Source organism: Pseudomonas fluorescens, from assembly GCF_902498195.1.
Lineage (GTDB): Bacteria > Pseudomonadota > Gammaproteobacteria > Pseudomonadales > Pseudomonadaceae > Aquipseudomonas > Aquipseudomonas fluorescens_BU.
Window position 1 is genome coordinate 432,183 of sequence record NZ_CABVIY010000001.1, and the last position, 17,314, is coordinate 449,496.

Below are 17,314 nucleotides of genomic sequence, written 5' to 3' on the forward strand. Positions count from 1 at the left end.
CCGAGACGGACCCTCAATGCAAACCCCAACCAAAGCCCAACCCCACCTCTGGAAAACCTACCTCCTGTTCCTCGCCCCCATGGTCCTGTCGAACTTCCTCCAGTCCATGTCCGGCACCGTCAACAGCATCTACATCGGCCAGATGCTCGGCACCCAGGCGCTGGCGGCGGTGTCCGGCATGTTCCCGATCGTGTTTTTCTTCATCGCCCTGGTGATCGGTCTCGGTGCGGGTGCCGGCGTGTTGATCGGCCAGGCCTGGGGCGCGCGGGAGCCGCATCTGGTGAAGGCCATTGCCGGGGCGACGTTGTTGTTGGGGCTGTTGATCGGGTTGGTGGCGGCGGTGGTGGGGAGTGTGTTTGCGCGGTCGTCGTTGATGGGGTTGGGCACGCCCGGGGATGTGCTGGACGATGCGGTGGCCTATGCCCATGTGATGCTGTGGTTCATGCCGTCGCTGTTGGTGTTCGTGTTGTTCACGCAGTTGTTGCGCGGGGTGAGTGACACCTTGTCGCCGTTGTTGGCGCTGGTGGTGTCGACGGTCATCGGGTTGGCGCTGACGCCGGCGTTGATTCGCGGCTGGTTCGGCTTGCCGATGCTGGGGATCCAGAGTGCGGCGTTTGCCGGGCTGGCGGGGAACCTCGCGGCGATGGGGTGGCTGGCGTGGCGGTTGATTCGCAAGGGGCATCCGCTGGCGCCGGACCGCGAGTTTTTTGCGGCGATGAAGCTGGACATGGCGATCCTCGGCAAGGTGTTGCGCATCGGCTTGCCCACCGGGTTGCAGATGGTGGTGTTGTCGCTGTCGGAGCTGGTGATTCTGGCGCTGGTGAACCAGCACGGTTCCCAGGCGACGGCGGCTTACGGGGCGGTGACGCAGATTGTCAATTACGTGCAGTTCCCGGCGTTGTCGATTGCGATCACCGCGTCGATCCTTGGTGCCCAGGCGATCGGGGCCGGGCGCATCGAGCGCATCGGGCCGATTCTGCGCACGGGCCTGTTGATCAACGTGTGCCTGACCGGTGGCCTGGTGGTGTTGGGGTATTTGCTGTCGCACTGGCTGCTGGGCTTGTTCCTCACCGAAGACGCGACGCGCAGCATGGCCGAGCACCTGTTGCACATCATGCTGTGGAGCCTGTTGGTGTTCGGCTTCCAGGCGATCATCGGCGGCATCATGCGCGCCAGCGGCACGGTGATGGTGCCGGTGGCGATTTCGATTGTGTGCGTGGTGGGTGTGCAGTTGCCGGTGGCGTATCTGCTGGACGCGCGGTTCGGGCTGCAAGGGGTGTGGATGGCGTTTCCGGTGGCGTACCTGGGCATGCTGGCGTTGCAGACGCTGTATTACAAGCGGGTGTGGCAGCATCAGAAGATCGAGCGGCTGGTGTAGGCGGCAGGGGCTTGTGTATCGCTGTGTAAGATTGGTGGCGAACATACAGCCCAATACAAATCCGATACGGGGTGGATACATCGAGGTGGCACTGTTTGCCCACACCTCTTTTCCACCCTTGATCGGAGCCCTCCGATGCTTAAATTACTGCCTGCCCTGACCCTTGGCTGTGCCTTGGGCCTTTCACTCGCCAACATGGCCCACGCCGCTGAACCGGCCGGTTACTCCACCGAGCAGCTGTCGGTTGTCTACCGCAGTATCAAGGTCGATGGCCTGACGATTTTCTATCGCGAAGCCGGTCGGCCGGAGGCGCCTACCTTGCTGCTGCTTCACGGTTTTCCCAGCTCTTCGCGCATGTATGACCCGTTGCTGGCACGCCTGGCCCGGCACTATCACCTGGTAGCGCCGGACTACCCGGGGTTCGGCCATAGCGACGCCCCGGACGCCAAGGCGTTTGCCTATACCTTCGATCACCTGGCCAGCGTGATGGAGCATTTCACCGAGGCCCTGGGCCTGAACAGCTACGCGTTGTATGTGCAGGATTACGGCGGCCCGGTCGGCTTCAGAATGATGTTGGCCCACCCCGAACGGTTGCAGGCGTTGATCGTGCAGAACGCGGTGTCCCACGAAGACGGATTGGGGCCGCTATGGCAGAAGCGCCGCGAGTTCTGGGCTCATCGCGAGGCGAACGAGGCAGGGTTGCGGGCCAGCTTTTTCTCCCTGGCGACCACCCGGCAACGGCATGTCGGCGCCAACCCGGATGTCGAAATCTTCAACCCGGACTTGTGGACCGACGAATTCAACTTTCTGAATCAGCCAGGCCAGGCCGATATCCAGAGCGACCTGTTTTATGACTACCGCAACAATGTGGCCAGTTACCCGAAGTGGCAGGCGTGGTTGCGCGAGCATCAACCGCCGACACTGGTGGTGTGGGGCAAGTTCGACCCGTCTTTTGACGTGGCTGAAACCGAGGCTTATCGGCGGGATTTGCCCAACGCCGAGATACATGTGCTGGAGGCGGGGCACTTTGCCCTGGATGAACAGCCGGCGCAGATTGCAGGGTTGGTGGGGGATTTTCTCGACAGGCACGTGAGGACAGCAGGCAAGTGAAGTGAGTTGTGAACGGACTGCCGCTTTCGCGAGCAGGCTCGCTCCCACCGCGTGCATGTAAAATGAGGGACCACAAGGCGTGTTCGCCTGAGGAGGTGTTCCATGGGTCCCTCATCGCAAACCATCCTGCAGGACCGCGCCGCCGCCGGTCGACGCCTCATCGAACCGCTGCTCGCGTATGCCCGCCGACCGGATGTCATCGTCCTGGCCTTGCCCCGTGGCGGGGTGCCGGTGGCTTACGAAGTGGCCAGGGCGCTGGAGGTTCGCCTGGACCTGATGCTGGTGCGCAAGCTCGGGGTGCCGTCGCACCAGGAGTTCGCTATGGGTGCGATTGCCAGTGGCGGCATTCAGATTCTCAATGTGCAGGCGCTGCGGGCGCACCCGATCGACAAGGCCGCGTTCGACGCGGTGGTCGCCCGGGAGGCCCAGGAGCTCAAGCGCCGCGAGCAGGTGTATCGCGGCTCGCGCGCGCCGCTGCAACTCAAGGACCAGGTGGTGATTCTGATCGATGACGGCCTGGCGACCGGCGCCTCGATGATGGCGGCGATCCAGGCCGTGCGGGGACACGCGCCTGCGCGCATCGTTGTCGCCGTGCCCGTGGCGCCGATTGAAACCGCCGAGGCGCTGCGCAGCGAGGTGGATGAGCTGATCTGCCCGCTGATCCCCGACTGGATGATGTCGATCGGTTATTGGTACATGGATTTTTCCCAGACGTCGGACCGCGAGGTCATGGATCTGTTGCGGCGGGCGTGGGAGAGGGAGGGCAGCTGATCGACGACGGGTGGAATAAACGGCGGTTCTTTGCTTTAGTCCACCGTGCGTATGGCACCTCACTCCACGAAAGGCCCTGGCCCGGAGCGTTTCATGAGCTCTCGATTTACGCGTTTCACCACACTGTTAGGCCTCGTTGCACTCGGTGTTCTACCGGGCGCCCGGGCGGTCGAATACATCGACGTGAATCCCACGGCCAGCACCATCAGTTTCACCTACAACCAGATGGGGTCCAGGGTGTATGGCACCTTCGGCAAGTTCGAAGGCAACCTTGCTTTCGATACTCTCCACCCCGAAGCGGCGCACGCGAGACTGGTCATTGAGCTCAATAGCATCGACGCCGGCAGTGAGGATGCCAACAGCGAACTGCAAAAGCCCGAGTGGTTCGATACCGCGAGTTATCCGGTCGCGACCTTTGCCTCGACCCGCATCAAGGACCTCGGTGACAACCGCTATCAGTTCACCGGCAATCTCACGCTGCGGGGGCTGACACGGGAAGTGGCGGTGCCGGTGCACCTGAAGTCAGAGCGCGCCATTGGCATTTTCGACGGCGAGTTGGTGCTCAAGCGCAGTGACTTCAGGATTGGTGCTGGCGAGTGGGCCGACAGCATGGTTTCCGATGACATCGACATCCGTTTCCGGATGGTGGCGCCGGAGCATTGATGACGGTGGCGCCGCGCGACAGCGCACTCAGGCAAAAGCGTCCTGGCCGTTCTCCTTGCGTTTTCTCAGTTCGGCCAACATGTCTTTCTCCAGCATTCCGTTGGCCCATTCAGGGCGCAGTTGAAAGTGCGGGGCATCTTTAAAACTCTTCCAGTTACCGCCCCAGTCCAGGCCCAGGTCGGTGCCCAGTACACCGATGGCTTTGTACTTGGGTGAACTGCCCAGGTATTCAGTGCCTTCAAATATTCCGATATCAAAGGCAATACCGAAGTTATGGTTCGATTGCCCGCCTTTGGCATTAGTGACCTTTGGCGGGTTGTCCGGACGGCCTTTCGCATACAGGGCATCCTGTTCGGCGTAAGTTCTGTGTCCGCTGATGATTTTGATCTTTATCCCGTTGAGTGCGGCTTTCTGGATGAGGGCGACGGCGTAAGGGCGAACTTGCGGCAACAGGCTTTCGATGTTTTTCTTGCTCCTGCTGTCCAGGCCAGTCAATGCAGGGCTCGCCAGTGTCGGTGCCTGGTCGGGGATCAGGCGCCTGGCAATTTCCTCCCAGGTTTGTGGCCCGGCCTTGCCGTCGACTTCGACCCCAATCTCCTTTTGCACGGCGCGAATCAGCCTTTCAATGTTCATCTTGCTGCTCCAGTCGTGATGAAGGTTCCAAAGAGGATTCCTTTCCGGTTGTTTGATGTAAGCAGTGTGATACAACACTGTGGCGAACGTCTGGGACAGGTGTTAAGCAAGTGTTACGGTTGTTGTAATTGCAGGCTTACAGTAATTAAGATGATATTTATTAATGGGGGCGTTAGTTATTAAGTTAGCTTTCTGTTAGTTGCTTGTTCTAATGTTTGGGAATAAAGCCTGATGGCTTAATCGCTATTGCCTTTCCTGGTATAGCCAGAATTCAGCTAGTCTTTGGACAATATGTGTACGGCAGTCTGATTGAGTGGAGTTACTTCTCAAGTCAAGGGAGCTCATCATGGCACTGGTCATTGACGGCAAAACCAAACGCATCGGTCTGGCCATGTCGGGGGGAGGGTTCAGGGCCGCCGCGTTCCACCTGGGGGTCATGCAGGGGCTGAAGCGTCACGGACTGCTCGACAAAATCGATCTATTGAGTTGCGTGAGCGGCGGCAGTATCGCGGGGGCCACCGTTGCCTTGAACTGGAGCGCTGCCAACAAACTGGAGTTGCTCGATACTTATCTGCGCACCCGTTCAATTGCGGTGTCGTCATTCATTGCCGGCGCGTTTGATCCATTCGAGTCTCGACTTGAGAAACTGGCGGACTCCTACGACAAGGACCTGTTCCACAAGAAAACCCTGTCGGCCCTGGGCAATGGTCCTCGCATCTATTTGAATGCCACCAACCTGGCGACCGGCAATTTATTCTTCTTCGTTTGCGGCGAGGGCAAGGATTGTGTCATGGGCGATCATGACCTCGGGGTCGCCCCGGCTCAGGATTTCCCCATCTGCCGGGCCGTCGCGGCTTCGTCTGCGTTTCCCCCGGTGTTTCCTCCCTTGCGGCTCGATGCCAATACCTACCCCCATGCCACCCGTGTCGAGTACGTCACGCTCACCGACGGCGGCGTCTACGACAACATGGGGGTCAACCCGCTGGTGCGCGACCGGAACGACCTGGACTACATCATTGTCAGCGACGGCGGAAAACCCTTTGCCAACGACAACCGGCCGACCGAGTCCGGCGCCATCGTGCTCAAGGCGGGGCTGGACATCATGATGGAGCAAATACGGGGCCTGGAGTTTGACCGGCTGCAGTATCGTTTTCTGTCCGGCAAGGGGCCCAAGCCGATGTGGTTCTCGATCGACAGCAAGGTCGGTGAGGCCCGCGAGGGCGACGCGGCCTTTGCCTCGGCGATCGATACCAACCTTCGACAGTTGTCGCCGGAAGAAATGGCCGTGTTGACCCGCCATGGTGCCGCGCTGGTCCAGGCCCGATTGGCGGCCTACGCCCCGGAACTGCTCTAGCGGCGGGTGGTGTGACGCGCGCGACAAAGGGAGTGCCCATGAACGACTACCCACCGCCCGCCATGCGCAAGCTTCGGGTGTATGCCTTCGACCCGCAGGCCGCCACGCAGCTGGACACCGCGCGCATCAGTCACGCGACCATCCAGATTCCCTGGGAAGAGCGTTGGGAAGCCAGGATGCAGCCCGGCCCGGTCAACGAGTATTTTGAAGTCATCGACATCGATCCCGGCAGCGGCCAGTTTTACGATCCGGTGGACCTCAACGATCGTCATCTGCTGGCCCAGGATGGTTTGACGCCGTCTGAAGGCGACCCGCGGTTCCATCAGCAAATGGTATTCGCGGTGGCGATGAAGACCGTGAAACTGTTCGAGCGGGCGCTGGGGCGCAAGGTGTATTGGTGCCCGCAATGGGACGAGAAAACAGGGTCGTACCAACAGGTGCGCAAGTTGCGCATTTACCCCCATGCGCTGCGCGAAGCCAATGCGTACTACAGCAAGGAAAAAAAGGCCCTGCTGTTCGGTTACTTCAAGGCCTCGACGAGCGATCCCGGCGTCAATCTTCCCGGGAGCTGGGTGTTCACCGCCTTGTCCCACGACATCATCGCCCACGAAACCACCCACGCCATTCTCGATGGCTTGCACCGTCGCTACAGTGAGGCGACCAGTGCGGACAGCCTGGCCTTTCACGAGGCCTTTGCCGACATCGTCGCGCTGATGATGCATTTCATGCTGCCCGAGGCGGTCTCCATGCACGTGGCGGCCAATGGCGGCAACCTCAACCAGCGCTCCTGGATGAGTGGCCTGGCCCGGCAGTTCGGCGAAGCCACCGGGCGCTATGCGGCCTTGCGCGAAGCCATCGATGACAAGGACAGCCAGCAGTTGCCCGACCCGACCTTGTTGTCGCGCACCCATGAGCCACACGCGCGCGGTGCGATTCTGGTGGCCGCGGTCTTCGACGCCTTCATCAGTATCTACGAGCAGCGTTCCGCCGATCTCCTGCGCCTGGCCGATGGCACGGGGCGCGCAGGCAGTCGCCTGCCACCGGAACTGGTCCAGCGCCTGACCCGTGAAGCGACCAAGTCGGCGGACCATGTCTTGCGCATGTGCATTCGGGCGCTGGATTACCTGCCGCCGGTGGACGTGCGGTTTGGCGAGTTCCTGCGGGGCATCGTCACCGCGGACGCCGACCTGATCCCCGACGATCCGCTGCAGTATCGCCTGGCGATGATCCAGGCCTTCCGCCGTCGCGGCATTCTGCCGGAAAACTGCCTGTCGCTGGCGCCGGACAGCCTGTTGTGGGAGGCGCCACAGGTTGCCCTGGCGGTCACCGAACTGCTGCATGCCTCCAAAGCGCAGGATGCGCTCGATATCACCCCGCAATACCAGCGGCACAAGGGCTTTCGCCAGGCCGAGCGTAATCGCAAGGCTGTCTGGCACTGGATGATGAAGGTCTGCAATCCGGGCACGGGTTGGGAAAGAGCGCTGGGTGTGGTGTTCAATGGCGAACGCACCCAGGACTACATCGCGGGCAGCCTGTTTTTTGGGCGCGATCTCAGCCGGCCAGCGGTCGAGGTGCATTCGGTACGCACCTGCCGCCGCGCCGGTCCGGATGGCCAGGACCTGCGCCAACTGGTGATCGAGGTCACGCAAAAACGCCAGGGTTTCCTGGACCCGCAAAGGCAGGCGATCCAGGACCGGCAGGACCTGGTCAGTACAACCGAGCCGTTGACCGGCGACTTCCAGTTTCGCGGCGGCGCGACGCTGATCATCGACCTGCGCGACGGCAAGGTGCGCTACGTCATTTGCAAGCGCATCGATGATGATGTACGGCTCCAGTGCCAGCGTCATTTCCTCGAGTCGGGATCAGGCAGCCTGGCGCTGACCTACCGTCGTGCGAATGCCCGGGATAATCCGTTTGCCATGACCCATCGTGGAGTCTGAAGCCATGGCCATGGGTGCTTCATCAGGTTCGGTGTCGGTGCGCATGTACCGCGGCATTCTCGGCGACTGTTTTTTGCTGCGCCATGGGCTGGACGGTGGCGCGGTCAAGCACATCCTGATTGATTGCGGTGTGCTGCAGGGGGTCAAGAATGCCAGGGAGCGGATGGCCGGGATTGTCCGCGATCTGCTTGAAACCACGGGCGGGCGGCTTGACCTGCTGGTGGTGACTCATGAGCACCACGATCACCTGTCGGGGTTCCTCTATGAACGGGAGAGCTTCCAGAAAAATTTCGAAATCGCCGAGTTCTGGCTGGCCTGGACGGAAAATCCCAACGATCCCACGGCCGTTGCGTTGCATGAGCGGTTTGACAAGGCCAAGCAGGCGCTGTCGGCGCTGGCCAGCCATGCCAAAATGGCCGCTCTGAAAGACCGTGACTTTCACATCCGCACGGTCATGGAGCTCAGTGCTTTCATCGGCCTCGACGAAGCCGGGCGTCCGACCGGGGCCAGCACGCTGCGCATGCTCAAGGACAAGGCGACACCGGCGCGAACCCGTTACCTGGAACCGGGCGATGTTGTCACGCCGACCGCGATTGCCGGTCTCAAGGCCTACGTCCTGGGGCCCCCGAGGGACGAGAAGCGTCTGCGCAAGGATCTGCCCTCGCGGGGCGCGGCCAAAGAGGTGTACCTGAGCGACCAGGCGGATGCCGGCGCGATCAGCCTGCACCTCAACCAGCTCGATAACCCGTGCGTCGACCCCTGTGACGTCCCCTTTGCGCGCCCCCATTATCGGCCACTGGAGACGGTGAAACAGCAAAAGCCCAGGGACCGTACGCTGACCCAACGGCTGTACTTTGACCCCGCCGAGTCGCAGCGACAGATCGATGACGAGTGGTACTCGTGCGCCGAAACCCTGGCGCTGAAGATGGACTCCGACACCAATAACACCAGCCTGGTCCTGGCCTTCGAATTGCCGGACGGCCAGGTGCTGTTGTTTCCGGGCGACGCCCAGGTCGGCAACTGGCTGTCATGGGCCGACCAGACCTACCCGCGAACGCCGGACCCGACCCAGGGCGGCGCGCTCACCGTGGATGACATCCTGGCGCGCGTGACGCTGTACAAGGTCGGTCACCATTGCAGCCACAACGCCACATTGCGCCAGCTGGGGCTGGAGAAGATGACCGACGAGCGATTGGTGGCGATGATTCCGGTGGTCACGCAAGTCGCCCTGGATAACCAATGGAACATGCCGTATCCCGATCTCTATGACGCCTTGAAAACCATGACCAAGGAACGCGTGGTCATCGGCGACAGCGAGATCGCCGAGGAAACCGCGACCTTCATGAAGCACCAGGGCGCCGACAAAAACCGGCCTGTGCTGGACTATCACCCGACGGGTTTGTGGGTGGAGATCAGGATTACGTTCTGATTGCCTGTAAAACCCGAGTGACCGCTTTCGCGAGCAAGCCCGCTCCCACATTTGATGTGTGTACGACGCAGATCAAATGTGGGAGCGGGCTTGCTCGCGAAAGCGACTCTGTGTAATCGACCGGCGCCCGACCCACATGGCATGGACCGGGCGCCAATCGAACGACCTTACTTCGCGGTGATCGGCGCCGTCACCGACTTGCCAAAGGTCGAGGTGATGGTGACGGTCGGGTTCGGCGTCGGGCCGGCGCCGGTGGTGCTGACCGATACCCGCCAGCGAGCCCCGGTGCCGGTTGGCGTGAGGATCGCATTACCCAGGTTGAGTGGCCCGGCGGTGGTCGATGCGGTCACCGTCAGCGTGTTGCCGGTGCCGCGCGACGTGGTGCCGGCCAGGTCCCAGGTGTAGCGGTTGTTGCTGCGCACCGTGACGCTCGCACTGGTCACCACCAGGTCCTCGTTGACCGCCGGCGCCGGCGTCACGGCCACGGACACCGTGGTCGGTTCCGAGACCGCATTTTTGGCGTCGCTGGCCTGATAAGCGAAGGTCGCGGTGAACGGCGCGGGGATGTTGGCCGGTGGCGTGTAGATCACACGCAAGCCGTCGGTGCTGACCGTGCCCATGCCCGAATCCGGTTGATTGAGGCCCACCACTTTGAGCGGCAGGTTCCCGTCCGGATCGGTGTCGTTGGCCAGCACGTTGATGGTCACCGGCTGCCCGTTGGCGCTGGCGGCGCTGTCAGGGTTGGCCACGGGTTTTTTGTTCTGGTCCTCGTTGTCGTCATCGTCATCATCCCCATTGCCACCGTCGCCGTTGCGGAAAGTCGGCAGCGCCGCGGAGTTCACGTAGGTGACACCGTCCCAGCCAGGCAGGGGCGTTGGCATCAACTGGAACTGACCCGGATGCTCGACGTCCCAGCGCAACAGCATCGAGGAGTCTTCATGCTGGGTATTGTGGCAGTGCTCCATGTAAGTCCCGGCAAACTCGCGGAAGTGGATGGCCATTTCCACATCCACCGAACTGTCGATGCCCTGGCCGATGCGATAGACGTCCTTACGCGCGCCTTTTTCCCATTCCGGCGGTGCCTTGCCGTCGCGGCTGAGGATGATCCCTTCCTCGAAGTGCACATGCACCGGATGGTTCCAGCCGTTGCCGCCGTTGATGATTTTCCACACTTCGAGGGTGCCGTCACCGGAGAACCCGGCGTCCGTCGGGCCGTTGGCCAATTGCGGTGCCGCGTTGAGCCGGCGAGGGTCCATGCTGTAGCCAAAACCGCCGTCGGTCTTGATCGTCCAGGGGGCTTCGTCGGTGCCGTCGGAACGGCCGAAAATGAACTCGCGATGCCGCGCCACCTTCAGCTTGGCCTGGTCCGCCACGCTGTCGCGATCGATGGTCAGCGGGATCATGACCTTGCCTGCGGCCTTGCCCGGTTTGGCCGGCTCATAATCGGCCGGGTTCATGGCGACATCGGTGCCGCTGTAAGGCTGAACGATCAGTTGAAGGAACTTGCCGACCACCGGGTCGCCCTTGTCCCACTCCGGTCCTTTGCTGCCTTGCTTGATCACCGCCTTGTATTTTTCGGACAGCACGTCGGCCAGGCTCAGCCCGTTCTTTTCCGGGCCCTTGCCGGTCTTGTGCTCCATCAGGTTGACGAAGTACAGCTTGTCGCCGGTCTTGATCCCGTTTTTCGCGAAGTTGACGATGATGTCGAAGCGTTCGGCGATGCCTTGGGTCGGCAGGATGGCGTTGTGGTTTTGCTTATCGCCATCGGCGTCCAGGTCCATGCTGCCGTCGAACGGCACGGCGTGTTCCATCAGGTTGCCGTCGTTGGCGATCATGTGGAACGGCACGCGGGTGTAGGACACCCCGGAACCCGACGGCCCGGGGAATTCGCCGCCATTGCCGGCGACTTCACGCACCAGGGCAATCTTGAAGTAGCGCGACACCGAGCCATTGAGAATGCGGAAGCGATAGCTGCGCGCGCGCACTTTCAGTTTCGGCTGGTACTGCCAGTTGACCAGAATCTGGTCGCCGAGAAAGCCGTCGGTATTGAACGGGTTGAACCACAGCTGGCCGTTCTGATCCCAGGCCTTGTCGGCGACCACCAGGTTGACGTCGTAGTCGCGGTTGCCCCAGGGCAGCGCCGAGCCGCTGGGCAGGCGCAGGTTGACGCCGTCCTCGACCGCTTCGTTGCCGCGATCCAGCGCGCTGTAGTAGTTCATCATCACCGCGTTGCCCTTGTAGACGTTCTGCGCGGTGAAATCGAGCATGTGGTCGTGGAACCAGTGGGTGCTCATGGTTTCGCGCCAGTCGCCGCGGATCTTGATCGTGCCGTTCTGACAGGTTTTCAGGCCTGGCGTGGTGTCGTTGACGTACAGCGTTTCGCCCGGCGCGCAAGGGAACGCCGCGCGCGGGTCGTGGGCGTCAGTGTTGATGGTGTCGTAGCCGGCCAGTTGCATCGGCCAGCGATAGTCGTAGTACTGCCCCGGAAAGAAAAACGCGTTGGCATAGCCATCGCTCTCGGCGGGGGAGTGGCCGTTGTGTTCGTGGGTGCTGATGGTGTGCAGACCGAAACCCATGTTGGCGGCAGGATCGATGGGCAGGGCGTTGTAGTGGCGCATCAGCAGTGGCTGGCCGTAACGGACCATCAGCAATTTCGGTGGAAAGGTGCCGTCAAAGGTCCACATCGAGTTGTGATTTTGCAGCGGGAAATTGGGGTGGAAACGCGTGTCGATCCCTTTAGTCGTGCCCGTGGTGGTCGGGATGTCCGAGGTCTGGTAGTAGAGCCCGCCCGGGCCGAATTCACCGACGGCGTAGTTGTGCATTTGCTTGCGGTCACGCAACCCCAGGTTGGTCCGGGCGCCGGCTTGCACGGTTTTGTAGGCGGTCTGCGGGTAGAACTCGTTCCAGCGCTGGTGCGACCAGCCTTTTCCCGGTGGCCGGCCTTCCGCCGGCGAACCTACCGGGTGGCGGTTGAGGAAGGTTTCGATCTGCGCCTTCCAGGGGTTGCGATCCAGCACGTTGGAGAACTGCGACGGGAACGGAAACAGCCCCGGCTGGCGCATGAAGGCATCCAGCGCGGCGCTGGAAGGGCCGCTGCGTGCGACATTGTCCGGGTCTTGCTGCGGTGCCGGGCCAATGGTCGGGACCGGGAAGGTCAGGGCTGGTGGCGGGATGGTCGGGTCGAGTTTTTCCGGGCCGAATTCCTCGAACAACAACAGTTGCTGGGTATACGGCGCGGCCCCGAACAACGGGCTGGGTTTGCCGTTGGTGGGGAAGTTGAACGAGGTCTGCGCGGCTGGCGGCAAGACGTTGTCGGCGCGGGGTGTGTCCCGGTCGCCAAATACCCCGTTGGGCAGGGCCAGCGAGCCCTGGTTGGCCTCGGGCATCAGTTTCAAGGCCTCCAGCGCTGCCGCCGCTGCCACTGGATCGGCAGGGGGGTTGGAGTAGGCCGAGGGGTCTGTCGGTGGCGGCTGGCTGACGTCGTCAATGGGTGCCGCACTGACCGGGGTCAGGCTGGCGGTGATCAGCATCACAGAGGCCATGCCCGACCCCCGCAAGAATCTGAATGATCTGAACGCTGGTGTTGCGATTTTCATTTGGTTTCCCCTTACGCTGCCAAATTGGCGAAACCCGCCATGCCCGATAACGGGGACGACTGCTAGTGCGGTAAAGGGGCCGGTGCAACTGTTGGGCCATCATTCAGAGGCCGATATAAAGTGCTGATTAATGAGTAAGTTGTTTCAGACTGTTTCAGTGGCGTTGCAGGCAGCGGTGGGGGAAAGTCCTCACTTGCGGGGAAAAACCCCTTATTTCATTGGGTTGCTTTCACCATTCGTGGGTGCTCTTGCAAAAATGTGTCGGCTTGGAAGAAAATGAGAGTCATTATCAAATAAATTTGTTTCGGGCCTTTTCCATGTCCTCCGCCGATCTCTCGCCGCATCACGCCGTTCAGACGCTTTACGAGGACCACCACAGTTGGCTGTGTGGCTGGCTGCGTAAACGCCTGGGGTGCAATCACCATGCGGCGGACCTGGCCCAGGACACCTTCATTCGGGTGCTGACCCAGCGCAAGACCTTTGAGCTGCGCGAACCGCGCGCCTACCTCAGTACCATTGCCCGCAGCCTGATGATCGATATGTTCCGGCGCCGGGCGGTGGAGCAGGCCTATCTGGACACCCTGGCCAACCTGCCGGAGCCGGTGGCGTTCTCCCCGCAAACCCGCACGCTGATCATCGAGACCCTGATGGAAATCGACCGTTTGCTCGATGGCCTGGGCGAGCGGACCCGGGAGATTTTCCTGATGGCCCAGCTCGACGGCCTGAGTTATGTCGAGATCGGCCGGCGCCTGAATGTGTCGGTGACCACGGTCAAGAAACACGCGGTGCGCGCCCTGACGCACTGCCTGTTGCTGATCGAGGACTGAGCCGTGGCGCACGCTCAATCCCTGGGGCAACCGCTGGATCACGCGACCCTCGAAGCCGCCGCACGCTGGTACGTCGACCTGCGTGGCGAGGTCCCCAGCGACGCCGTCCGCGAGGCACATCGACGGTGGCTGGAGCACGACCCACGGCACCGCCAGGCCTGGGAACGCCTGGCGCGCTTGCAGGACAAGCTGGAGCAGGTCACGCCGGGCATCGCCCGCCCGACCCTGAGCGGCGCCCGGGCCAAGCGCCGCGACGTGCTCAAGGTGTTGTCGATCCTGCTGATGGCAGGCGGCGCCGGCACCCTGGCCTGGACGACCACGCCCTTGCCGACCCTGATGGCCGACCAGCGCACCGGCACCGGCGAACGTCGGCGCGTGCGACTGGACGACGGCAGCCAGTTGCAACTCAACACCGCGACCGCGGTGGACATTCGCTACAGCGACACCCTGCGTGAAATCCGTCTGCTCCAGGGCGAAATCCAGATTGAAACCGCGCGCGACGACCGGGCGCGGCCCTTCGTGGTCCACACCGCCGAAGGCAGCATTCGCGCGCTGGGCACACAGTTTGTCGTGCGCCACGAAGCGGACCTGACGCGGGTCAGTGTGCAGGCGCATGCGGTCGAAGTGCGCCCGGCCAACGGGCTGGACAGCGCCGTGCGGGTCGACGCCGGCCAGCAATTGAGTTTTCGCCGGGACGCCATCGATCCTGTGCAACCGGCCATCCCCCAGGCCGATGCCTGGACCCGGGACATGCTGGTGGTCAACGACTGGCGCCTGGGTGATTTCGTCGACGAATTGCAGCGCTACCGTCCCGGCCACCTGGGCTGCGATCCTTCGGTGGCGGCGCTGCGCATCTCCGGTGCTTTTCACCTGGCCAGTACCGAGACCATCCTCGACAACCTGACCTCGACCTTGCCGGTACGGATCCGCCGATTCAGCCGTTTCTGGGCGAGTGTGGAGCCGGTTTGAGCGCGATTTGAAAAAAAACCTGCGCAGGGGTTACTGATTTCGATTCTCGTTCGACTTAGGTGATAGAGGCGCACATAGACGCCGCCATTGACTGCCACCGGGCGAAAGGACACTGCATGACCCCTCGCAATTGCCAACTGAGCATTTCTACCCACCAGCCATCCGTCAGACCCTTGACCCGTGCGGTGCATGCCGCGCTGCTCGGCATGGCGCTGGTGGTTCCCCTGGGCATGGCGGGGGTGGCGCAACCGGCCTGGGCGCAGACCACGGGCGAAACCCAATTCGATATCCCGGCCGGTCCCCTGGGTTCGGCACTGACCCAGTTTGCCGGTACGGCCGGGGTCACCGTGTCCTTCGAACCGGCCAACGCCAATGGCCAGAGAACCGCCGGGTTGCAGGGCCGCTACACGGTGGATGCGGGCCTGCGCCAGCTGCTGGCCGGGAGCAAATTGCAGCCGGTGCTGCACGACAACGGCAGTTATTCGCTGTTGCCGATCGTGGGCTCGGGGGCGGCGATTCAGTTAGGCGCCACCAGCATTTCCGGGGCGGCCGTGGAGTCGGCCTACGGCCCGGTGGACGGCTACGTCGCCACCCGCAGCGCCACGGCCACCAAGACCGATACGCCGATCCTGGAAATCCCCCAGACCATCAACGTGGTCACCGCCGACCAGGTCGAAACCCAGGGCGCGCGCAACCTGACCCAGGCCCTGCGCTACACGCCGGGCCTGAACACCGGCGGCTTCACCGACCGCAACTCGATTGCCGATGAGATCACCAGCCGGGGCTTCGCGCCGACGCCGCTGTACCTGGACGGTGCCTACATCCCCTATGCCGGCAGCCTCGGTGGCGCGCCGCAAATCGATCCCTACACCCTGGAGCGCATCGAGGTGCTCAAGGGCCCGTCGTCGGTGCTCTACGGGCAAAACCAGCCGGGCGGTTTGATCAACATGGTGTCCAAGCGCCCGACCACCGAGCAGCGCAGCCAGGTCAAGCTGGGGGCGGGCAGTTACAACCGGGTCAACGGCGCGTTCGACACCAGCGGCCCGATCGATGAGCAGAAGGCATTCAGCTATCGCCTGGTCGGTGTCGCGGACAAAGGCAACGAAATGGTCGCGCACAACAATAGCGAGCGCATGCTGCTGGCGCCGAGCCTGACGTGGGCGATCAATGAGGCTACCTCCCTGACGTTGCTGGCCCAGGTCCAGCGCGATGACGGCGTGCCCGATTATCAGTCGTTGCCCCGGATCGGCTCGCTCGACCGTGGCCCCAACGGCGAGCACATCGACCGCGACTTTTTCTCCGGCGACACGCATTTCAACGACTACAAACGTGACCAGTACGTCTTCGGCTACGACTTCAGCCACGACCTCAGCGACGACCTGAAGTACCGCTCCACGGCGCGCTACACCGACGTGCGCGACCGTTACAAGGGTTTCTACCTGCGCAGCTTCGTCACCGATGCCGACGGCGTGACCGACTTCACCCGGGCCAACCGCGCCAAGGTCGACTGGCGCCAGCACAACATCGCCTACACCGTCGATAACAACCTGGAATACCGGTTCAACACCGGCGCCCTGGAACACACGACTCTGGTGGGCGTCGACTATCGCCATTTCACCCGCCAGTACGACGGCTACAACGCCAACAACGTGTTGCCGGTCGACCTGTACGGCAAGAACAACTACGACACCCGCAGCGTCACGCCGACCCTGACCACAAAGTGGGACAACACCCTGCGCCAGACCGGTGTGTACGTGCAGGACCAGATCAAGCTGGACCAGTGGATCCTGACCATCGGCGGTCGCCAGGACTGGTCGGAAATCGACAACAAGGATTTGCTGGCCTCGACCCACGAAGCCAAGCGCGATAACAAATTCACCGGCCGCGTGGGCCTGACCTACGTCACCGAATTCGGCCTGGCGCCGTACATCAGCTACTCCGAGTCGTTCCTGCCGACCCTGGGCACCGCCGCCCCCCAGCGTGGCGGCAAGGCCTTCGAGCCGACCGAGGGGCAACAATACGAAGTGGGCGTGAAGTACCAGCCGTTCGAGAAAACCCTGATCACAGCTTCCGTGTATGAGGTCAAGCAGAAGAACGTCCTGACCGGCGACGATGACTACCCCGAGTACATGTCCCAGAGCGGCGAAATGCGTTCGCGTGGCGTGGAACTGGAAGTCAAATCCAGCCTCGACAACATCGACGTCATGGCGGCGGCCAGCTACATGGACTCGTTCTACACCAAGGACACCTGGGGCAACCAGGACAACCGCAACGAAGCCCAGTCGCCGGTGGCGGCTTCGCTGTGGGTCGACTATCACTTCACCCAGGCCACCCTCAACGGCCTGACCTTCGGTGCGGGTGCGCGCTACACCGGACGCAAGCCGGGTGACGCGGCCAACTCGTTCGACGTCCCGTCCTGGGTCGTCTACGACGCCACCGTCAGCTACGACCTGGGCAAGCTGGACCCTGGCCTGCGCGGTTTGCAGACCCGCCTGAACGTGCAGAACCTCTTCGACCGTGAATACGTGTCGGACTGCAACTACTCGTTCGGTTGTTACTATGGGCAGGAGCGGGTGGCGTCGGTAGAGATGACGTACGACTGGTAGTTTTTACCCGCCAGCGCAGTTTTGCGGTGAGGCAGTTG

At 62.3% G+C, this 17,314-nt stretch carries 12 protein-coding genes; 10 read left to right on the plus strand and 2 right to left on the minus strand.

What is annotated here, in order from left to right:
• Positions 1–16: 16 nt before the first annotated feature.
• The 4 genes from F8N66_RS01940 (at position 17) to F8N66_RS01955 (ending at position 3,922) form a co-directional block, all read left to right on the plus strand.
• On the plus strand, positions 17–1,378 hold the full coding sequence (locus F8N66_RS01940) for an MATE family efflux transporter (RefSeq protein ID WP_150768564.1): 1,362 nt from the start codon (positions 17–19) through the stop codon (positions 1,376–1,378).
• A gap of 135 nt (positions 1,379–1,513) precedes the next feature.
• Positions 1,514–2,488, plus strand: a complete 975-nt coding sequence (locus F8N66_RS01945; protein WP_150768565.1) for an alpha/beta fold hydrolase — start codon at positions 1,514–1,516, stop codon at positions 2,486–2,488.
• 102 nt (positions 2,489–2,590) lie between these two features.
• Positions 2,591–3,259 carry a phosphoribosyltransferase gene (locus F8N66_RS01950; protein WP_150768566.1) on the plus strand — a complete coding sequence of 223 codons (669 nt, stop codon included), beginning with the start codon at positions 2,591–2,593 and terminating at the stop codon, positions 3,257–3,259.
• 93 nt (positions 3,260–3,352) lie between these two features.
• Positions 3,353–3,922, plus strand: a complete 570-nt coding sequence (locus tag F8N66_RS01955) for a YceI family protein (RefSeq protein ID WP_150768567.1) — start codon at positions 3,353–3,355, stop codon at positions 3,920–3,922.
• Positions 3,923–3,949: 27 nt separating this feature from the next.
• Here F8N66_RS01955 and F8N66_RS01960 read toward each other — a convergent pair whose 3' ends face one another.
• Positions 3,950–4,555, minus strand: coding sequence for a M15 family metallopeptidase (locus F8N66_RS01960; protein ID WP_150768568.1), 606 nt, complete (start codon positions 4,553–4,555; stop codon positions 3,950–3,952).
• A 346-nt stretch (positions 4,556–4,901) separates the two neighbouring features.
• Here F8N66_RS01960 and F8N66_RS01965 point away from each other — a divergent pair, with 346 nt between their 5' ends.
• Genes F8N66_RS01965 through F8N66_RS01975 form a run of 3 tightly spaced genes read left to right on the plus strand, consistent with a single transcriptional unit; the run spans position 4,902 to position 9,278 of the window.
• Positions 4,902–5,909, plus strand: coding sequence for a patatin-like phospholipase family protein (locus F8N66_RS01965; protein WP_150768569.1), 1,008 nt, complete (start codon positions 4,902–4,904; stop codon positions 5,907–5,909).
• 38 nt (positions 5,910–5,947) lie between these two features.
• Positions 5,948–7,849, plus strand: coding sequence for a hypothetical protein (locus F8N66_RS01970; RefSeq protein ID WP_150768570.1), 1,902 nt, complete (start codon positions 5,948–5,950; stop codon positions 7,847–7,849).
• Positions 7,850–7,859: 10 nt separating this feature from the next.
• A complete protein-coding gene (locus F8N66_RS01975; RefSeq protein WP_150768571.1) occupies positions 7,860–9,278 on the plus strand; it encodes a hypothetical protein in 1,419 nt (472 codons plus the stop codon).
• Between the two features lie 167 nt (positions 9,279–9,445).
• Here F8N66_RS01975 and F8N66_RS01980 read toward each other — a convergent pair whose 3' ends face one another.
• A complete protein-coding gene (locus tag F8N66_RS01980; RefSeq protein ID WP_150768572.1) occupies positions 9,446–12,874 on the minus strand; it encodes an Ig-like domain-containing protein in 3,429 nt (1,142 codons plus the stop codon).
• Between the two features lie 317 nt (positions 12,875–13,191).
• Here F8N66_RS01980 and F8N66_RS01985 point away from each other — a divergent pair, with 317 nt between their 5' ends.
• The 3 genes from F8N66_RS01985 to F8N66_RS01995 all read left to right on the plus strand — a co-directional run bounded on the left by F8N66_RS01985 (position 13,192) and on the right by F8N66_RS01995 (position 17,276).
• On the plus strand, positions 13,192–13,701 hold the full coding sequence (locus tag F8N66_RS01985; protein WP_150768573.1) for a sigma-70 family RNA polymerase sigma factor: 510 nt from the start codon (positions 13,192–13,194) through the stop codon (positions 13,699–13,701).
• A gap of 3 nt (positions 13,702–13,704) precedes the next feature.
• Positions 13,705–14,670, plus strand: coding sequence for a FecR domain-containing protein (locus F8N66_RS01990; protein WP_224790426.1), 966 nt, complete (start codon positions 13,705–13,707; stop codon positions 14,668–14,670).
• Between the two features lie 116 nt (positions 14,671–14,786).
• Positions 14,787–17,276 carry a TonB-dependent siderophore receptor gene (locus F8N66_RS01995; RefSeq protein WP_150768574.1) on the plus strand — a complete coding sequence of 830 codons (2,490 nt, stop codon included), beginning with the start codon at positions 14,787–14,789 and terminating at the stop codon, positions 17,274–17,276.
• Positions 17,277–17,314 lie beyond the last annotated feature (38 nt).